This is a genomic window from Wolbachia endosymbiont (group A) of Phasia obesa (assembly GCF_964028125.1).
In the GTDB taxonomy this organism is placed as follows: Bacteria; Pseudomonadota; Alphaproteobacteria; order Rickettsiales; family Anaplasmataceae; genus Wolbachia; species Wolbachia pipientis.
Genome location: NZ_OZ034764.1, coordinates 990882 through 1011274 on the forward strand (window position 1 = coordinate 990882; position 20393 = coordinate 1011274).

Sequence of the window (20393 nt, forward strand, 5' to 3'; positions counted from 1 at the left end):
GAGAATAAATTGTGCAGGAATGCAATAGTTAATAGTAGAATGTCTACGTTATTTGTTATAAAAGATTTCTATGTATTCAAATATGGCAGTTCTGGTTTGTTGAGCGAGAAGTATCAATAAGCAGCTCCCTTTTAAGTGAACTTTTCTGCAACAGAGTTATCGTAACAACAGCCCTTATGGCTCATGCTGGAAATGATGTTTTTTGTATTCAATAGAAATTGGTAATTTTGAGAGGTATACTGTGACCCTTGATCGCTATGTAACAGCAGATTTTTATCGGGTTTGCGTTTATCAACGGCCATCAATAAAGAATCTATAACTAATTATCATGTTACTCATTAACCACCATGCGTGAATATAGGTCAATTATTGCCGCCAACAACCTTCTTTAGTTTTTATGTAGGTAATCCCAAACTTTATTTGGCTGATCAGTAGTAAAATTTTGATCCAATGTGTTCGGAGCCACAACTCGGTTGCTTATTTGCTGTTTTTTATTTTTGAACCTTCGTCTAAGCTTGGTTTTAATGCCATTTTCTTGCATAACACTTTGTACTGTTTTAATTTTTGCCTAAAGCTTTTAATTCAGCGTGAATTTTAGGGGCTCCATATCTGCATTTAGAATGCTTGATGTATTTTTTGAATATCTGCTAGAAGCCCTTCTTTTGCTAATTCTTTACTGCTTTTTTCCTTAGCAACCAATACCACCAGTACAAAACCCTACATAGTTCCTGTGTTTTATAGCAATTTCTATATAAAAGAATACTTTACTCTTTTTCTTTGCCCAGGGCTTTTTTTAAGATGTCTCTTTCTCTTATTAGCTCTTTTTTTAGATCAAATCTTTCTTTGTCATAAGGAGCCTTTGCCTGGAAATGCGTATGCTCCAGACATTTTTCCATCATATTTTCTTACTTAACATACTGCCATCTATACCTAGATCTTTTGCTATTTTTGTACTTGCTTGACCTGTTTCTTTAACCAGCTTAACAGCTTCTAATTTGAATTCTGCTGTATATTCTCTTCTATTTGTCATATTTTGAAAAAACGTTTTATTTTACTCCAAAAACGTCTTAACTTTCTCTCTACTTTTTCTGGACTACTCCGAATCGGTTGACAAATTGGACGTTTGATAAGCATAATTTGGAGCTTCTTGTGTAATGACTATATCATGAGCGTGACTCTCTCTTAATCCTGATGCAGTAATAGTAACAAATTTACAATTTTTTTTCATCTCTTCTATATTCCTATTACCAGTATACCCCATTGCAGCTTGCAATCCGCCAATCAATTGATGGATTACTCCTGAAGCTGGACCTTTGAATGGAACTCTTCCTTCCACTCCTTGTGGAACTAATTTGAGTTTTGAATCTTTATCTTGAAAATAACGGCTAGCTGAACCTCGTTTCATTGCACTAATAGATCCCATTCCTCGATAGCCTTTATATGCTCTGCCCTTATACATAATAATCTCACCTGGGCTTTCGTCAGTGCCAGCAAAAATCGAACCAATCATCACAGAGTCAGCACCAGCTGCAATAGCTTTTGCAACATCTCCTGAGTATTTTACCCCACCATCAGCAATTAGTCTGACGTTTCTTGCTCTACACGCCTCTGCAACATTCTTGATTGCAGAGAATTGTGGCACACCAACACCTGTAACTATTCTGGTTGTACAGATTGATCCTGGTCCTATTCCAACCTTCACTGCATCAACACCCGCATCAATCAACGCTTCAGCAGCCTCCTTTGTTGCAATGTTTCCGCCAATTAATTGCGTATTAGGATACATCTTTTTTATTTCCCTAATGGTATTGATAACGTTTTCGGAATGACCGTGAGCAGTATCCACAACAACTACATCAACTTCTTCTCCGATCAAAGCTTCACATCTGTCTATACCATCTTTTTTACCAGTGCCAATTGCAGCGGCAACTCTGAGACGCCCTTTACTGTCTTTACATGAATTTGGGTATCTATTGTATTTTTCAATGTCTTTAACCGTAATTAAACCTATACAACAAGAATTTTCATCTACGACCAAAAGCTTTTCTATTCTATTTTCATGCAACAATTTCATTGCTGAGGCACTATTCACTCCCTGCTCCCGCACTGTCACTAACTTATCTTTTGTCATCACTTCGGAAACTTTTACATTCATGTTCTGGTCTTCAATAAATCTCACATCTCGGTTAGTTAAAATTCCAACTAACTTGCGTTGATCGACTACAGGAATGCCAGAATAATTGTGCTCTCTCATTAATGAAATTGCTTCCGCAACTGTTTTATCCGGTGAAATCGTAATTGGGTTATACACGATCCAACTTTCATATTTTTTCACCCTTCTTACTTCTAAAACTTGTTCATCTATTGATAAATTCTTATGTATGCAACCTATCCCTCCATGTTGGGCAATAGCTATTGCAAAGCCCGATTCAGTAACAGTATCCATTGCAGAGGATATGAGAGGGATATTTAGTTCTATACTATTTGTTAAATAAGTTTTTGTATCTGCATCGCAAGGCAATATATTAGAATAGGCTGGCAAAAGAAGTATATCGTCAAACGAATAACAAGCTTCCATTTTTTTCATAGGCTTTATTTAAAGCTTATACGCCAATTAATTAAATTGCAATAGGCAAAATTAGCTAGGAGCCTTTAATTGTATAGCTCTAACTGTTTTTAGGAGATAGAAAAGCTATATAGTTGCTAATACATTTTATTGCAAAATAAGCATTCTACATTATTTGCCAGCAAACAAAACTGCTCAATAGTTAAGTTTTCTGGACGCTGGTTTCCGCTCAATTTAGCGTTTTCAAGGACAGTTTCAGCGTGGTTCGTTATATTTTGCAAGCTATTTCTCAGCATCTTTCTTCTTTGAGAAAAAACAGCACGTGTTAATCTTGTTAAGGTTTCCAAATTTACTGCAAATTTTGGGATAGGCAAAGGATTTACTGTAATTACTGAAGAATGTATTTTTGGTCTTGGAAAAAACTCTTTAGGTTCAATATCAAATTCCTTTTTTATATCACATAGTAACTGGCTTAGCACTGATAAGGAACCATAATCTTTAGAATTGGGTCTTGCCGTAATGCGATCTGCTACCTCTTTTTGAAACATTAATGTCAAGTTCGTAAAAAATTTTATATTATTTAACCACTTTAAAAATAACACTACCGAGATATTGTAAGGCAAGTTAGCAATAACTTTAACTGGACGTTCTATCAGCTCTTCTTCTATAACGTGCAGTGCATCTGCTTCTATAATTTTATACTTTCCTTGATGCTCATTTAGCAGTTGATCATGGTGTTTTACTAAATCTCTATCTTTTTCTATAGAAAGTAGAGACTTTGGATTATGCACCAATATTTCTCTTGTTAATGCACCATATCCAGGACCAATTTCAATGACATTAAAATTCTCCAGACTACCAGCTAAAGCGACTATTTTTTTTGTTATCTCACTCGATAAAATAAAATTTTGCCCTAGACTCTTTTTTGGCTTCAGTAAAAATTTTTTCATATTATTTTCATTATACAGTATTTTAAAAATTAGTTGACTAAAATTCATTGATAATTGTATATTATTAATGTGTTTAACGCCGGCTTAGCTCAATTGGTAGAGCAACTGACTTGTAATCAGTAGGTTGTCAGTTCAAGTCCGACAGCCGGCACTCTCACTCATATAAGTAAAGTTGATGTCCTTTTTAATAGTAGCAAATTGGAAAATGAATGGAATGCGTTCTTCATTTGTTGACTTTATAGGCAAACTTAACAACAAGAGCAACGAAATTACCTCTAAGCTAGTGATTTGCCCTCCTTTTACATCATTTCCAAGCAGTATAGAGTTGAACAATAATATTAATATAGGAGCACAGAATTGCCATCATAAAAAGTTCGGTTCTTACACAGGTGAAATTAGTGCAGAAATGTTAAAAGAACTAGGGTGTACTTACGTAATACTTGGGCATTCTGAAAGGGCTAATGAAAAAGATAGTGAAATAAAACTTAAGTCGGAAATAGCAATAGAATCAGGCTTACACCCAATTATCTGTGTAGGTGAAAATTCAGAAGATTATAAGAATGAAAAAACAAAAGAAGTAATAGAATATCAATGTAAAAACCGCTTGCCAACACACGGTGAATATACCGTAGCATATGAGCCAATATGGGCAATAGGCACAGGTCATGTGCCAAATAATGATGCAATTGCTAAGGTGATAGAGGTAATAAAATTGTGTACTAGTAAAAAACACATTATATATGGTGGTTCAGTCAGTTCAGAAAATATAGAAAATTTGCTCAGTATCTCAAATTTATCAGGAGTTTTAATTGGCAGTGCAAGCTTAGATTTCGATCACTTTTATAAAATTATACAACAAGTTGAAAAAAAGTTTTCTCTTATCAATTCTAAAATCAGCAACTAAGAATCCTATAACAAATGACATCATTTCAGTGTCAAGCATATATAGCTAACCCAAGAAAGGTTTCCCTACGTCATACCGCGATTCATTCGCGGTATCTCTAGATCCCGCTAACACGTAGCGGGATGACGAATTTGTTGTTTTTCAAATTGTAGGTAAACCTAAGCCACTTTAGCTATATCTGTACGAACATCTAGTAAAACGACCTAGCTATAGCTAAAGTAATCTAGAAAATTAACGATATTTTATTCCCCGGGGAACGCTCTATTCTGTTTTCCAACTCTAGTTCCAAAAGAGCCATTAGAGCTATGTTGGTAGAAAGTCCGCTTGCTAATATAAGTTCATCTATATCAACAGGTACAGAGTTAATATGATCAACTATAACAGATTTTGCCTGTTGTAATTTTTCTTGTTTTTGGTTAACAGCATAGTGCTCAACATCAAATAGTTTTTTTTGCTGCGGAGGTAGACTAAACCTAATACTCTCTATTATGTCATCAGCGGATTCGATAAGCTTAGCACCGTTTTTAATTAAATAATTACTACCACTACAGCGTGAATCTAAAGGGAAACCAGAAACTGCAAACACCTCTCTCCCTTGATTTAAAGCAAAATCTGCTGTTATTAGAGAGCCAGAACGTTTCGATGCTTCAATCACTGCAACACCTAGCGATAGGCCAGATATAATTCGATTCCTCTGAGGAAAATACTGAGGCTTTGGTTTAGTAGCAAATGGAAGCTCAGTAATTACTAACCCACCGTTCCCAGTGATTTTTTTGTATAGATCAAAATTCTCTTTTGGATACACCACATCAATTCCGCTTGCTGTAACAGCAATAGTGGGATGATTTTTGTATATTACACTGTTTGCTGCAGTATCGATTCCTTTTGCAAGTCCAGAAACGATAACAAAACCAGCTTCGCTTAAATCAAGTGCCAACTTATTGGCAAAATTTCTTCCATTCATTGAAGAGTTACGCCCACCGATTATTGCAATTATCTCACGGCTTAATAATGATATATCACCAAGCGCAGTTATTACAGGAGGACAACTAGAGATATTTCTTAAAAGATCAGGGTAATCTGGGTCACATGCGGGTATAATTTTAGCTCCAATTCTTTCTGCATTATTGATTTCTTCTCGTGCATCTTGAATGCCATACACCTTATTATTAGCCACCCTATTGAGATATTTTAGCACCTCATCTAGCGATCCATGTGTTCTTAGTATACTAAAAAACTTTGTTGGTCCTATAGTTCTAGCCAAGCTTAACCATACTTCTAATTCTTTGTTGTTCAATTTATTTATCTTCATAAAAGGCTTGAATTTCTTATCAATTTAGTGTACCCAAGATAATGCAAATATACAGTGTTTTATGACGCATTTTGTTACAGATAAATGCATAAAATGTAAATATACGGACTGTGTGGAAGTATGTCCCGTTGACTGCTTCTATGAAGGTAAAAACATGCTCGTGATTAACCCAGATGAATGTATTGATTGCGGAGTGTGCATACCTGAGTGTCCAGTAGATGCAATTGTAACTGATGATTCCATAAAAGATATTTTAGAACTAGATGAAGAGTTACTGAACAGTGAACAAAAAATCTTCAAATCATTTTACAACATAAACGTAGAATACTCACAAAAATGGCCAAATATCACAGCTAAGAAGCAACCTCTCTATACAGCAGAAGAGTATAAGGAAAAAAAGGATAAAACAACTTATTTTGAGGAAAATTTAGAATAATACTGCTGAAGGAAAAGAAACTTTTTGTATTTCAGGGTTATTGTTTTTGGTTGCTGAAAATAGTTGCGTTATCTAAGTTGTTATGCTGATAAATTAGTATCGATTAATTTAAGGATTAAGGAAAAAGGCTTATTGACTTTTGAAATATTTGATTATAAAACTAGCTGTTAGCATTAAATCTTGGGGGTAAGTTATGAGTATAAATAAAAGAGAAACCATTAAAAAGATTGAAGGGTTACTTTTTCAAGCGAACGGTAATCTTGAAAAAACATGTGATCTATTATCAACAGTAAAGTTAACCGAAGATGATATTAAAATATTGCTGGAAGAGATGATAAAAGAGTATTATAGCTTGTTTAAAAAGATTTCTTGGAGTTGTGGAATTACTGCAGGCGGTGCACAAGATGCCAACGCAAGCAGCTTCAACGAAGCTTATAAGTTAGGTTCAAAAGAGTTAGCATTGGCAATAATGTCAGATTTTAAGAAGTCTTATGATCAAGAATTATTCAAGAAATATAAAAAGGAAGAAATGTCTTATCCTGAAGGAGAAGGAGTACAATTTATTAGAAAATTAAGAGTTCTAAGTAGAATACTTACTATATCTTTAATAAGGAAACTTGATGAAGTTTACAAGTTTACTCCAGAAGAAATTGAGCGTTTGAAGGAATATATATTAGTTAGCAACTATGATACAAGCAAAAGTCTTTCTGATATAGACAAATATATGCATGCACTATCTGCCTTAATTAGAAACCCCTCACTTGATACAAAAAAGATATTTGAGCTAAATAATCGAATGATAATACACACTACAGCCTTAATTGATTTAGTAACTAGTGGAGTAGTGAAAAAAGAAGAAGCAAAAGAACAATCTGCTGAGGATTTAGAAAAGCTTGTCTGTGAACAGTATAAAGGTGCAGCAAACACGCCAGTACCGTTGCCGAGCACGCTATTTGAAGTGGATAAAAAAAGTGCTTAAAGGAAAGTAAGAAGGTCTTATAGTTAGCCAAAGTAGGTATTTAATAAGCTTAATGTAACCATTATATATGCTATATAGTAAAACATAGAATGCTTATGGTTCCAACTATAGCAATTTTAAGTGGTGGGTTTTCTTGTGAGAGAGAAATATCGCTTATGAGCGGAAAAGCAGTAAAGAAGGCGCTCGATAGCCTTTCATATAATGCAATAGAAATAGATGTTGACAGTAACATTGCTGAAAAGCTTAGAAAAATTAATTCGGGCCTTGCTTTTATCGCTCTGCATGGACCTTATGGTGAAGATGGCTGCATTCAAGGTTTATTGGAGATTTTAGGTATAAAATATACACACTCAGGAGTTATGGCTTCTGCTGTTGCTATGAATAAAGTGATGTCAAAGCATATATTTCGGTCCCTTAGTATCGACACTCCAAAAGGTTATGTAATTAGCCGAGAAGATCTACTAAAAAATAATATTAAAATCGATTATCCGTACGTCTTAAAACCAATTAATGAAGGTTCAAGTATTGGAGTGTACATAATTTTCTCGCACGAGGATTACTTAGAACTGAAAGATAATAGTTCTACTATAATGGAAAAGATGATCGTAGAAGAATACATACCGGGCATAGAGTTACATACTGCTGTATTGCTGGATGAAGCAATTGGCACTATAGAAGTACGACCAAAAAATAAATTCTATGATTATGAAGCAAAGTATACAGATGGATTTGCAGAACATATATTTCCCGCTGAAATTCCTAACAATATATATAAAATGACCTTGGAACACGCACTGAAAGTTCATCAATTTTTAGGATGCAAAACTATTTCCCGCTCAGATTTCCGTTATAATCCCAAAAATAACACTTTAAAAATGCTTGAGATTAATACACATCCTGGGTTTACTGAGTTATCGTTAGTGCCAGAAATTGCAAAATTGGCAAAAGGAATCAATTTTAATGAATTAGTTAAAATTATTATTGAAGATAGTTTGCAGCACAAAAATATTAGGGATTTAAGTCATGTTGAGCAGTATTACTAGAAGCCAAAGGAGTTTTTTGCGTAAGTGTGCCTTGGTTATTATCACAGCACTTTTTCTTACGCTAATACTTTACAGCTCACTTGATAAAATAATAAATCGATTTAATTACTACTTTACTTGGTATAATGACTGCCTATCTAGTTTATTACTCAGTAGTGGATTTTCAATCGACGAAGTAGTCGTGAGCGGCAATAAATTTACAAACAAAAAGGATATTCTAAGTTTGACAGATAGAACGCAACCTATCCTGTATATATCACTTTCAAAACTTGCCGGTAACATACAATCCGTAAGCAGGTGGATAAAACACGTAAGAGTTCACAGAATTTTGCCCAATACTCTACACATTAATATAGATGAGCATAAACCGTTTGCTCTCTGGAAAGATAATAACAAAACCTCGGTAATTGATTTTGAAGGTAAAGTGATCGTAGATGACTATCTAGTAGATGATCTTGTTGTAATTAAAGGACAAAACTCGTTATCAAACCTAGAATTTGTTAGAGATGTGTTGGAGAGTAAAACTCAATTAAGAGACCACATTTCTTCTTTTGCTTATATAGGGAATAGAAGATGGAATATCATACTTGATAACGATTCCACAGTAAAACTGCCTGAAGATAACCCTTATAGTGCATGGGACTATTTAAACCACTTACACAATACAACTGATTTTACTTTCAGCGATTGGAGTATTATTGATATGCGTATTACTGATAAAATTTTTGTGAAGAGGTGATCTGCTGTCATCCAAGTAGCCCCTTTTCCTGTCATCCCAGTGCCCAGACACTGGAATCCCGCCGCGAACCGTCATACCGCGATTCATTCGCGGTATCTCTTAACATAGATCCCTTATTTAACCGCCATACCTTAACATAGATCCCGCTAACACGTAGCGGGATGACGAGGTTATCGTCATGTCACCGCGAACCGTCATACCGTCACGAACCGTCATACCGCGATTCATTCGCGGTATCTCAGCCGCTAACAAGAGATCCCGCTAACAAGCAGCGGGATGACGATTGTCGTTTAGCCATAAATATTAAGAAATTTACCAAATGAAAAAAAGGCAAAAGAAGCCCCGTGGTTGGCTAATTACTTACATTATACTTTCAAGTATGGCGTTTTTTTATTCTAAACGTTTAATAACCGCGATTCAGTTGCTTTTAAGCCGCAACTAATCTAAATTATAAACATTAAGAAATTTACTAAGCAGAAAAAAAGGCAAAAGAAACCCTAGGGTAGCTAGTTATTCACTATCCATTTTTTAAGTTGGCGTTTTTTTATGTTTTAAATGCTTTATAAGCGCATTTTAGCTTATATTAGGTAAAAACCTAGAATTTTATAAAGACATAAGGTGCACATAGTGCAAAAAATTAAACATGAGACGCCAGATACGTGAGTTTTTTTGTCATTTAATCTGTACAGAGAAGATAAATAAATAGCTTCAGTTTCATGATAAGGGGGCTGGCGAGGTTTGTCAAGGAATTTTTATGCAAGAGATCTATTGAAATGCCCCTGTAAAATTATACTATTAATTAGTACACTATAAATTTAAAATTATAGATATGTTAAGCAGATTGGTAATTTTGCTATTAGTTTTTATACTTCCTTTTTCTTCATACTCATACCAGTTTAGAACCAAAGCAAAGCAAGCAGTAGTCTTAGATTTAGCTTCAGACTCATTCATTTTTGACCATAATTCTGATGAAAAAATGGCCCCATCTTCAATGAGCAAGCTAATGACTTTATATATAGCCTTCGATTATCTAAAAGCTGGAATAATACACATGGAGGATAAATTTCGAGTAAGTAGAAAAGCGTGGGAAAGGAGAGGCTCTTCCATGTTTTTGAAAGAAGGTCAATCCGTTACGGTGAGGGAATTACTTGAAGGAATTACAATAGTCTCAGGCAATGATGCCTGCATAACACTAGCCGAGGGCATTGCAGGATCAGAAGAGAATTTTGTGGCTGAAATGAATGAAGTTGCACAAAATTTGAATCTGAATGACAGTCATTTTGTCAACTCAAGCGGGTGGCCAGATGAAGATCATTTTATGAACGCAAAAGACTTGGTAATGCTGGCAAAAAGGATTTTCACCGATTTTCCTGAATATTATGATTTATTTTCCGAACAATATTTGACATATAATGAAATTGTACAAAAGAATAAAAATCTTCTACTTTTTCACGATATTGGGGTTGATGGCTTAAAAACCGGTTATACAAATGCTGGTGGTTACGGCATTGTAGCATCTGCAAAACGAAATGATAGGAGAATTTTTGCTGTCGTAAATGGTTTAAACACTGAGAAAGAGCGAATAGAAGAAGCAAAAAGATTGATACAATACTCCTTAAATCATTTTAACACTAAGAAAATATTCGTTAAAGACAGCGTAGTTGAGGAAGTAAATGTTCTCTATGGAAAAGATAGAAAAGTGCCTATTACAGTTGCAAACGATGTTACCATAACTTACAACCGCAAATTGCATGACCAAATTAAGGTGCGTATTGAATATAAAGATATGATACCTGCACCCATTAAAAAAGGTCAAGAAGTGGGCAAAGTTTTTGTAGAAATACCAGGTATTGAGCAACAAACTACACCACTTTATGCAGCAAATGACGTGCAGGAATTGAATTTCGTAGAAAAGTTTTTTAGGATGTTGTTTTAAGTTTGATATTAAAGCAATTCCGAAAGAGAGATCTATTGCACTTTAGTGTAGTTTTAACTAACAATTTCTGTTACAATACAAGATTGAAATGTTACGAAAATGTGCTGGTTGTATTTGTTGCTGTCTAGTATCCTAGAGATACTGTGGGCTGTAACGCTAAAGTTTAGTAACAGTTTTACTAAAGTTGTGCCTTCGATTGCAACATTGGTAATTATGATCATTAGCATTTACTTTTTATCTCTTGCAGCATGCTTTCTACCTATTAGGGTATGCTATGCAGTTTCCTCTGGAATATGCACAATTGGAATAACTATAATTGGTGCAACCACTTTCACAGAGAATATTAATTTATCTCAAGTTTTATGTATCGTTTTAATTGTAATAGGAAGCATAGGGCTGAAGCTCTCTATTTAAACCTAAAAATTTATGCATGAATTGGATATATTTACTCTTATCGTCACTAATTGAAGTGTTCTGGGTCATAACACTTAAGCATAGTTATGGATTTACTCATCTCGTACCATCAATAATTAGCATACTCTCCATGGCTCTTAGTACATATTTACTTTCGCTCGCTACACGTTCTATACCTATCGGAGTATGCTATGCAATTTGGACTGGAGTGGGCGCTATAGGAGCTTCGATACTTGGAGTTTACCTATTTGATGAACCAGTTAATTTATTCGAAGTAATATGCTTTATTTTAGTTACATTCGGGATTATAGGATTAAAATTGTTTGATACTGCAAAACAAACTGTTGATAAAATGGAATAAAAGATCCCACTGGGATGAAAGAAGCAGATACTCCATATTGTCATGCAAATTGGAATCCAGACTTTTTTCTATATAGCATGGTGAAGACGGGAAACCGTAACCGTTCACACAATGGCGTCAACTTAAGGAAAAATATCAGCGATAGTGTATAAAATTTCTCTCCAAATTTTTTATCATTAAATTATCCAAAGAGTGCAAGGGACAGCACTTTTGTTTCTGTTTTATTTCAACAAAGAAGTCTAAAATGTGTCCTTTTTAGGTGAAATATGCAAAAAGGAAAAAACCTTATTCTACAAATTAAAAATATAATATACTCGAAAACTTTTCAGAAAATCCATTGTGTTGAGTTTTACACGAACAAGAAAACTTCCTTTTTCGACAGTATTTTCTATGATTTTAAAGTTAGTTAAAAAAAGTTTGGGAATAGAATGTGAACTTATGGAGCCATTGACATGTACCCTCAAAGCAAGCTTTTTCTAAAGCAAGGTATAAGATTTGCCATACAGGCTTTCAAGAATTTAAGCATCCAAACAGCCTATCAGGATGAACCTGAGTTGGAGAGGCTATAGACTTATTGCAGCAGATGGTTCTGGTATGAGATTACCCAGCTCTGGGGAAATTGTATCCGAGTTTGAACCAAATGGAACAACAGGCACCATTGGCAATTTGTTTGTTGATTTGTGTACTTCGCTAATTTGTAGTGCTCGTCTTGCAGCTTGGAATATAGGTGAACAAACGTTGGCGGCAGAGCAATTACCCGAAGTTATCACTCAAATGCGTTTATTAAATCAAGAGAAATTATTATTTATCTATGATCGTCTTCAGTAAAATTCATTCAGCAGCATTATGATTTGGAAGTAGATTTTATTTTTCGCTTGCAAAAAAGAAATTATAGTAAGCTATGGGAACGCTGGCGAATTAGATTTTGATTTTATATTAGAAAATGAAAAGCTAAAAAATAAAATGAAAGGACAGAAAGTAAGAGTTATAGTGCTGACATTAGCCAACTGAGAAACAGAGTTTTTGACCGAGACTTTGGAGCAAAGCTTATGTGTTAAGGTGGCACATAGAGGAGTGCTATAAACGACTCAAAGTAGGAGCAGAGTTAGAGAATTTTTCTGGAGAGGCTGTATTACAAGAATTTTGGGCAAACTTGGTCATGTGCAATATATTATCGCTTCATATATGTGATGCACAAGGGCCTTGGAACCCAGATCAAATTACTGAGTATCGTTTAAATTTTTCAGTTTTATTTGGTGTAATGAGGCAGAAACTCTATCAGGTACTTATTGCGCCAAAAAACTTTCAAGCCCTTTTTAAGTATACGCGCTAAAGTTAAAATCCGACCGGGACAGCCGCAATAAAGTAGATAAGCCTAAACGCCATCATGTCTTTAGGAGAGTTTGCTAATGAAAGTTCTTAAGTTGACGCCATTGGCTGAACGGATACGATTTATTTCAGTGCATGAGCTGGTCCTTTTCGGATTTTAGCGCTGTGTACATAACTGCACGAACGTCTAGTTTAGGGGTAAGAAAAATTAGGGCCCGCAAATTAATCCAAACACATAAGTGTAGTGTTACCACCAAATGCTGTAGTGTTAACACTTACAACTTTTTCTGTAGAAAAACGCTGTAAATAATGAGGACCACCAGCTTTTGGCCCAGTGCCAGATAGTCCTCTACCACCAAATGGTTGTATCCCAACTGCTGCACCTATCTGGTTACGGTTGATGTAGACATTTCCAACTGATATTTTTTTACTTATAGTGTCAATTTGACTTTGTATACGACTCTGCAAAGAAAACGTAAGCCCATATCCAGTACTATTTATATCACTTATAACTTCATTTAATTGTGACTTGTTAAAACGTATGATATGTAAAATAGGACCAAATACTTCTTGCTTTAATTGCGAAATTTTTTGTATCTCATAAATATATGGAGGAAAGAAATAACCATTATGAGAATTTGTATCCATGGGTACTTTAAATAACAGATTTGAATCTTTATCCTCTGACATTTTTTGCGTATGTTGAGTGAGCATATCGATAGATGCTTTATCAATTATTGGACCAATATCAGTACTAAGTTGTATTGGGTCACCAATCTTGAGTTCTTGCGCTGCACCGCATATCATTTTTATCTGCTTCTCTGCTATGTCCTCTTGAATAAACAGCACTCTAAGCGCAGAACAGCGTTGGCCAGCGCTGCGAAACGCAGAAAGCAAAACATCCGTAGTCACTTGCTCTAAGAGAGCAGAGCTATCAACAATCATAGCATTTAATCCGCCAGTTTCAGCAATAAATGGCACAATAGGACCATCCCTATTTGCAAGCATTCTATTAATTATTTGAGCGGTTTGTGTTGAACCAGTAAAAGCTACACCGGAAATTCTATTGTCTGGAACTAATATTTTGCCTAAATATCCACCATCCCCAGGAATGAGGTGCAACACATTTTTTGATATCCCAGCTTCATGTAGTATCTTAACAGCTTCATAGGCAATAATCGGCGTTTGCTCTGCCGGTTTTGCCAGCACTGCATTACCTGCTGCAAGTGCAGCTGAAACCTGCCCAATGAAGATAGCGAGCGGAAAATTCCACGGTGATATGCATAAGAAAACTCCTCTGCCTTCAAAAAAGATGAAGTTATCTTCACCTGTTGGCCCTGGCAATTTTCTCCAGTCGCTCAGTTCATTTTTTGCTATCGTTGCGTAGTAACGTAAGAAATCCACTGCCTCTCTTACTTCCGCTATTGCATCAGATAAAATTTTTCCTGCTTCTACGATCAGAATGTAAATCAACTCTTTCATCCTTTCTTCAAGCAAATCTGCAGCTTTTTCAAGGCATTTAGCGCGCTCTACTGCTGAAACATTCTGCCATTCAGTAAAAGCATTATGTGCTATTTCAAGAGCGTTTAAAGCTTGAACACTTGTTGTATTTGACACTTCTCCAATTACATTTTCTAAATGTGCAGGATTCACTACTTCGATAAATTCAGCACTATCAAATAGTGCTTTTCCATCAATTATTGGTCCAACTTGCCACTTTTTTTCACTAAAACCCTTTATATCATCTGCAAATTGTGAGACTATCACAGAATCACTAATATCCATTCCCAAAGAATTTTTTCTTTCTGGTCCCAAAATATCTTGTGGTAATGGAATGCCTGGATGAGGCTCATAATTAAAATTTATAGCTTTTTCCAGTGGATCTGAAATTAACTCATCGATTTTAACGTTAGGATCACTTATTTGATTAACAAACGAACTATTAGCTCCATTTTCAAGAAGACGTCTTATAAGATAAGGCAACAAGTCACTATGTTCCCCAACGGGTGCGTAGACACGACAGCTAACATTTGTTGCAAGCTCTGACATTGCATAATCATATAAGTCTTTTGCCATTCCATGTAAGCGTTGAAATTCAAATCCAGGGTGGTTTTTATCAGCAAGTTCCATGATAGAAGCAAAAGTATAGACGTTATGAGTTCCAAAGCATGGGTAAAAGCTGTTTGGTTTACTCAAAAGTTTCTGTGCGCACACGAGGTAAGATACGTCAGTATAGCTTTTTCTTGTAAATACTGAGTAATCATTTAATCCCAATTCTTGCGTACGCTTGATTTCTGAATCCCAATATGCACCTTTTACAAGCCTCAACATAATTTTGTGCTTTGATCGGATAGCAACATCTTCAACAAAGTCAAGAACAGATAAAGCGCTCTTTTGATATGCTTGCACAGCCAAGCCAAGCCCTTCCCACTCAGAAAGTGATTCATCAAGCCGTAATTGTTCAAACAAGATTAAGGAAATTTCAAGCCTTTCTGATTCTTCTGCATCTATGCATAATGAAATGTTGTATTTTTTTGCCTCGCGGCAGAGCTCTAAAACCTTAGTGAATATCTCACCAGCAATTCGGTCAAATTGGCTGAATTCATAACATGGGTGTAAAGCAGAAAGTTTGATTGAAATTCCATGGGATTTAAAACAATCATTTATTTCAGTGGATTCACCTATAGCTTTTATTGAATGCATATATGAATTAAAATACTCTTCTGCATCCTCAGCTGTGTGAGCAGCTTCACCAAGCATATCAAAAGAGTATAAAAACTTACTATTGTCATCTAGTTTTGCGTACCTTAAAGCTTCTTCTATGGTTTCTCCAACAACAAAATGATTACCAAGCATAGACATTGCTTGTTTTACTGCTTTGCGAATGATCGGTTCTCCTAAATTCTTAAGTAACTTAGAAATTGCGTAATAGAACTTCGAATCGCCTTCATTGTCTCTCAATATACTGCTACCTATCATTAAACTCCACGTGGAAGCATTGACGAACAATGAAGAAGAATATCCTAAATATTTACTCCATTCTTGATTGGCAATTTTATCTTTGATTAGCTCGTCTATTGTATAATCATCTGGTATTCTAAGTAGCGATTCAGCAAGGCACATCAATGCTATTCCTTCATCATTGGAAAGCGAGTATTGCTGCATAAAGGAATCTACAATACTTAATTTATTGTGTTTGATTTTTTCAATAACTTGTTTTGCAATATTATAAATTCTATTTTTTGAATCAGCCGAAAGCTCTGCTTTTTCTACAAGATAACGTATATAACTCTTTTCATCAGTACGATAAAATCCTTGTAAACGTTTTCTCAATTCGTTAGGTTCTTGTATAGAGCTTATCATATATAATTATCTCCAAAAAATACTCCGACACCATATGTATGGTGAAATTATATCATAACTTTGCGCAGAGCAAATTGCTATTTACAAAGGGATCAGGGCTGGCTAAAAGAAGTCCATGCAATAACTTCACTAAATCAAAAAGATTGTGCAAGTATGTAGCTCAACACTCCACCACACATCAAGTATTTAGTCTCAGTTGCGGTTTGTACACAGCATTTGAGTTGAATTGATTGCTTTGAATTATCCTTTCTTTTGATGATGCATTCTAGATTTCCACCTGGCACTATTTCACCTTTTATGCTTATTACCTCGCTACCATCAAATATCTTTCTGGTTATTCCATTTTGGAATATAAGTGGAAGAACACCCATGCCGACCAAGTTGGACCTATGTATACGCTCAAAGCTTTCTGCAATGACAACTTTAACCCCCAACAATAAAGTACCCTTTGCTGCCCAATCCCTACTTGAACCTGTGCCATACTCCTTTCCTGCCACAATGATGAGAGCTTCCTTGTAGCGCATTGCTGCATCAAAAATCGACATAGTTTCTTGAGAAGGAATATATTTTGTATAGCCGCCTTCGATGCTTACCATTTCATTTTTTATTCTAATGTTAGCAAAAGTCCCACGCATCATTACATTGTGGTTACCACGACGAGACCCATACGAATTAAAGTCCTGTGGCTCAATTCCAAGATTTTTTAAATATATACCTGCAGGACTACTTGAGGCAATATTTCCAGCAGGGGAAATGTGGTCAGTGGTTACGCTATCGCCAAACATTGCCAATATTTGTGCACCTTTTATATCGATTTTATTATTTTTAGGTGATAAATTATCAAAATAGGGCGGATTTTGTATGTAAGTGCTATTTGCATCCCAATTATAGATTTCACTTTTTTCACACTTTATCTTTCGCCAATGTTCATCACCAGAAAAAACATCCTTATACTTTTGTATGAACATCTCACGTGTTACCACACTTTTAACACAATCTTCGATTTCATTGTTTGTTGGCCATATATCTTTGAGATAGACATCATTTCCATTCTTATCTTTGCATATTGAATCTTTTGTCAGATCAATTTGCACAGTACCAGCAAGTGCATATGCAACAACAAGTGGCGGAGATGCCAAGTAATTAGCTTTGACTAACGGATGAATTCTTCCTTCAAAGTTACGATTACCAGATAAAACTGCAGCAACGGTTAAGTTTTTGTTTTTAATGCCATCTTCTATATCTTTATTAAGTGGACCAGAATTCCCAATGCAAGTTGTGCAACCATATCCAACTAAATTAAAGCCCAGAGCATTTAGATCTACCTGCAATCCAGACTTTTCTAAATATTCTGTTACAACTTGTGACCCTGGAGCAAGAGAAGTTTTAACCCAAGGCTTTGATTTTAATCCAAGTTTAATTGCATTACGAGCTACAAGACCTGCAGCAATCATCACACTTGGATTTGAGGTATTAGTGCAGCTTGTTATTGCTGCAATAACTACACTTCCATCTTGGAGTTTATCGTTTTCCTTTGACTCATTAACTGAAAATGATTTAGAAAAAGACTCTGCCACTTGTGAAAGAAAAACTTTATCTTGTGGTCTTTTGGGACCAGCCATTACTGGCTTCACGCTTGATAAATCAAGTTCTAGTGTGTCAAAAAATGCTAACTCATTATTGCTACGCCACAGTCCTTGCTCTTTCGCATAAGCCTCAACTAGCTTAATCAGCTTTTCTGGCCTTCCGGTTAAGCTTAAATAATCTAGCGTTTTTTGATCAATTGGAAAAAATCCACAAGTTGCGCCATACTCCGGGGCCATGTTTGCTATAGTGGCTCTATCTGCCAAAGATAAATAATCTAAACCATCACCATAAAATTCTACAAACTTACCAACAACGCCTTTTGTTCTTAGGATATTGGTAACCGTCAGCACTAAATCGGTCGCAGTTACTCCTTCCGACAATCTGCCAATTAATTTAAATCCAACTACTTCTGGAATCACCATACTAATTGGTTGACCAAGCATCACAGACTCAGCTTCTATGCCTCCAACACCCCAACCAAGGACTGATAACCCGTTAATCATTGTAGTATGGCTGTCAGTACCAACTAAAGTATCAGGATATATGACTCCATCATTATTACACACAACTTGCGCTAAATATTCAAGATTCACTTGGTGGCAAATCCCTGTGCCAGGCGGCACTACTCTAAAATTTGTGAAGGACGATTCTCCCCACTTTAAAAATTGATATCTCTCCAAATTTCTTTTTACTTCTAACTCAACATTCTTACTGAATGCGGAAACACTTCCATAACTATCTACTTGAACAGAATGGTCAATCACAAGATCAACCGGTACAGAAGGATTTATGTTGCTCGGGCTTCCTCCATTTTTCTTGACATAACTCCGCATTGAAGCTAAATCAACAACAGCAGGAACCCCTGTAAAATCTTGCATCAACACCCTTGCTGGTTTATAGCTAATTTCGTGATTAGTGTGTTTATTAACGCAGTCTGCTAGTACTCTTATGTCATCCAGCTTTACGTTTACTCCATCTTCATTACGCAATAAATTTTCAAGCAGCACCTTAAGTGAGCAGGGCAATTTAGTTACATCTGTCCCTAAAAATTCACTAGCACTACTTAGGCTAAAATAGTTGTATGACTTCCCGTCAATGTTTAAAGTCGTTTTTGCGTTTAAAGAATTGTTCATCCTATCACACTATATTAGTTAAAATTGGAATTACTACCGTTACTTTTTTGTTGTTGACCTTGCTGCTCATACATAGTTTCAAAATCTATAGGATCTAGCATCAGTGGGGGAAATCCACCACTACTTGTAACTCTTGCAATTATTTCTCTTGCAAAAGGGAAAAGAAAAGTAGGTCCGCCAATAAACAAAGCTTGTCTTACCTCTTCCTCACTCAACTCTTTTAAATTTTCTATTGAAAAAATGCCACAATATTTCGTCTCACAAATGAAAGCTACACCATCTTTTATGCCTTCATCTTTTACCGTTGCTTTGACTTCTATATGCAAAGTAATTTCATGAAAAGATTTTTCTTCATTCACTTCTTCTTTGTTTTTCGTCCCTTCTAATTTTGCTGAATTGATATTAACCATTACATTAATATCTGGAGCTTTACTAGAAGAAAGGAATGGCGAATTCGGATTCTCAAATGATAGATCTTTAACATATTGACCGTGAATTCTCATTTTTTGTTGTGGCATTTCTTACGTCTCCTTTAATTAAGTTGAGATATTTAATACTTTCTTATATAATATATTCATTTACAAACGAATAGCAAACCTGATTATAAGTTGATATGAAAAACATATTTTCATTAATAATTAATAATGTTCGGATACTTTATATGCCAAGGAGTTGAGTTACTATGATAGAGCTTGTAATATATGCTTTATTAGCGGCGTTCATTTTTTCACGTTTGTATAATTCTTTAGGAAGGTCAGCCAACCTCAACCTAAAAAAGCTAACTAATGTATTGGATGTAAGCCGAAGTAGAGAAGATGTAGTAGAAAACATTGAGGGTTACATTGATAGCAATGATGAAAATTCAATAAAATTTACTTATAAACAAATATTAAAAAAAAACAAAGATTTTTCTATTTCCCACTTTATAGAAGGTTCAAGCATAGCTTTTGAATTAATAATAAAATGTTTCAATCAAGGAAATTTGTCTCAGTTAAAACCACTTCTCGATAAAGACTTATATGATAATTTTGCAGAGAAGATTAAACATCGTAAAGAGGTGCACGAGTCTATAATTGTTTCTATTGTTTCACAAAAGATTTTAGAAATAAAGCTAGTAAAAAACGCAGTGTTTATTGCAGTATATTTCCTTTCAGAGCAAATTAACTTCGTTAAGAATAATAAAGGGGATATCATATCAGGTAGTACATCCACCATTAATAAAGTTGAGGATGTATGGCAATTCAAAAAAAATGTTAATTCATCAGACCCAAGCTGGTTGCTTGTTTCTATTCACTATAAAAAGACAAGTAACGATAAGACAAATGACAAGTAAGATGAGTT

At 35.2% G+C, this 20393-nt stretch carries 18 protein-coding genes, 1 tRNA gene and 1 pseudogene; 11 read left to right on the forward strand and 9 right to left on the reverse strand.

The genetic code is table 11. The annotated features are described in order from the left end of the window. Window positions 1–131 precede the first annotated feature (131 nt). The 5 genes from ABWU29_RS04925 to rsmA form a co-directional block, all read right to left on the reverse strand. Window positions 132–317, reverse strand: coding sequence for a DDE-type integrase/transposase/recombinase (locus tag ABWU29_RS04925; RefSeq protein ID WP_338062968.1), 186 nt, complete (start codon window positions 315–317; stop codon window positions 132–134). Between the two features lie 447 nt (window positions 318–764). Continuing rightward, window positions 765–899 (reverse strand): hypothetical protein, encoded by a 135-nt coding sequence (locus tag ABWU29_RS04930; RefSeq protein ID WP_007548509.1) that lies wholly within the window; start codon window positions 897–899, stop codon window positions 765–767. Next, entirely contained in the window at window positions 896–1030 is a 135-nt protein-coding gene (locus ABWU29_RS04935; RefSeq protein WP_007548354.1) for an IS3 family transposase, read from the reverse strand. Before ABWU29_RS04935 ends, ABWU29_RS04930 begins: the two co-directional genes overlap by 4 nt. Window positions 1031–1093: 63 nt before the next feature. Then, entirely contained in the window at window positions 1094–2587 is a 1494-nt protein-coding gene (gene guaB, locus ABWU29_RS04940) for an IMP dehydrogenase (RefSeq protein ID WP_065095043.1), read from the reverse strand. A 116-nt stretch (window positions 2588–2703) separates the two neighbouring features. Further along, window positions 2704–3516, reverse strand: a complete 813-nt coding sequence (gene rsmA / locus ABWU29_RS04945) for a 16S rRNA (adenine(1518)-N(6)/adenine(1519)-N(6))-dimethyltransferase RsmA (RefSeq protein WP_015588849.1) — start codon at window positions 3514–3516, stop codon at window positions 2704–2706. A gap of 78 nt (window positions 3517–3594) precedes the next feature. Between rsmA and ABWU29_RS04950 the strand changes: the two genes are divergently transcribed. Continuing rightward, window positions 3595–3667 (forward strand) — tRNA-Thr (locus ABWU29_RS04950). 24 nt (window positions 3668–3691) lie between these two features. Continuing rightward, the gene (locus ABWU29_RS04955) at window positions 3692–4420 is read left to right on the forward strand and encodes a triosephosphate isomerase (protein WP_015588848.1); all 729 of its coding nucleotides are present in this window, start codon (window positions 3692–3694) and stop codon (window positions 4418–4420) included. A 223-nt stretch (window positions 4421–4643) separates the two neighbouring features. On the opposite strand, the gene dprA is transcribed toward ABWU29_RS04955, so the two are convergent. Further along, a complete protein-coding gene (gene dprA, locus ABWU29_RS04960) occupies window positions 4644–5732 on the reverse strand; it encodes a DNA-processing protein DprA (RefSeq protein WP_015588847.1) in 1089 nt (362 codons plus the stop codon). Between the two features lie 61 nt (window positions 5733–5793). Here dprA and ABWU29_RS04965 point away from each other — a divergent pair, with 61 nt between their 5' ends. The 8 genes and pseudogenes from ABWU29_RS04965 (at window position 5794) to ABWU29_RS05000 (ending at window position 13050) form a co-directional block, all read left to right on the forward strand. Then, on the forward strand, window positions 5794–6168 hold the full coding sequence (locus ABWU29_RS04965) for a ferredoxin family protein (RefSeq protein ID WP_141456813.1): 375 nt from the start codon (window positions 5794–5796) through the stop codon (window positions 6166–6168). 193 nt (window positions 6169–6361) lie between these two features. Next, window positions 6362–7147 (forward strand): hypothetical protein, encoded by a 786-nt coding sequence (locus ABWU29_RS04970; RefSeq protein ID WP_353280197.1) that lies wholly within the window; start codon window positions 6362–6364, stop codon window positions 7145–7147. An 89-nt stretch (window positions 7148–7236) separates the two neighbouring features. Next, entirely contained in the window at window positions 7237–8190 is a 954-nt protein-coding gene (locus ABWU29_RS04975; protein ID WP_041573499.1) for a D-alanine--D-alanine ligase, read from the forward strand. After that, a complete protein-coding gene (locus ABWU29_RS04980; RefSeq protein WP_015588843.1) occupies window positions 8171–8929 on the forward strand; it encodes a cell division protein FtsQ/DivIB in 759 nt (252 codons plus the stop codon). The genes ABWU29_RS04975 and ABWU29_RS04980 overlap by 20 nt, the downstream gene beginning before the upstream one ends. 829 nt (window positions 8930–9758) lie before the next feature. Further along, window positions 9759–10865, forward strand: a complete 1107-nt coding sequence (locus ABWU29_RS04985) for a D-alanyl-D-alanine carboxypeptidase family protein (protein ID WP_010082605.1) — start codon at window positions 9759–9761, stop codon at window positions 10863–10865. Between the two features lie 99 nt (window positions 10866–10964). Continuing rightward, the gene (locus tag ABWU29_RS04990) at window positions 10965–11279 is read left to right on the forward strand and encodes a DMT family transporter (RefSeq protein ID WP_010082606.1); all 315 of its coding nucleotides are present in this window, start codon (window positions 10965–10967) and stop codon (window positions 11277–11279) included. Between the two features lie 16 nt (window positions 11280–11295). After that, window positions 11296–11640, forward strand: coding sequence for a DMT family transporter (locus tag ABWU29_RS04995; RefSeq protein ID WP_006279756.1), 345 nt, complete (start codon window positions 11296–11298; stop codon window positions 11638–11640). A 266-nt stretch (window positions 11641–11906) separates the two neighbouring features. Beyond that, window positions 11907–13050 (forward strand): annotated as a pseudogene (locus ABWU29_RS05000) (transposase). Between the two features lie 141 nt (window positions 13051–13191). On the opposite strand, the gene putA reads toward ABWU29_RS05000, so the two are convergent. The 3 genes from putA to secB form a co-directional block, all read right to left on the reverse strand. Beyond that, window positions 13192–16332 (reverse strand): bifunctional proline dehydrogenase/L-glutamate gamma-semialdehyde dehydrogenase PutA, encoded by a 3141-nt coding sequence (gene putA, locus ABWU29_RS05005; protein WP_015588840.1) that lies wholly within the window; start codon window positions 16330–16332, stop codon window positions 13192–13194. A gap of 134 nt (window positions 16333–16466) precedes the next feature. Further along, a complete protein-coding gene (gene acnA / locus ABWU29_RS05010) occupies window positions 16467–19052 on the reverse strand; it encodes an aconitate hydratase AcnA (RefSeq protein WP_141456811.1) in 2586 nt (861 codons plus the stop codon). Window positions 19053–19066: 14 nt separating this feature from the next. Further along, complete coding sequence (gene secB / locus ABWU29_RS05015) at window positions 19067–19570, reverse strand: protein-export chaperone SecB (RefSeq protein ID WP_006279761.1); 504 nt, start codon at window positions 19568–19570, stop codon at window positions 19067–19069. Window positions 19571–19734: 164 nt separating this feature from the next. Here secB and ABWU29_RS05020 point away from each other — a divergent pair, with 164 nt between their 5' ends. Next, complete coding sequence (locus tag ABWU29_RS05020) at window positions 19735–20385, forward strand: Tim44/TimA family putative adaptor protein (RefSeq protein ID WP_015588838.1); 651 nt, start codon at window positions 19735–19737, stop codon at window positions 20383–20385. The last annotated feature ends 8 nt before the right edge of the window (window positions 20386–20393 follow it).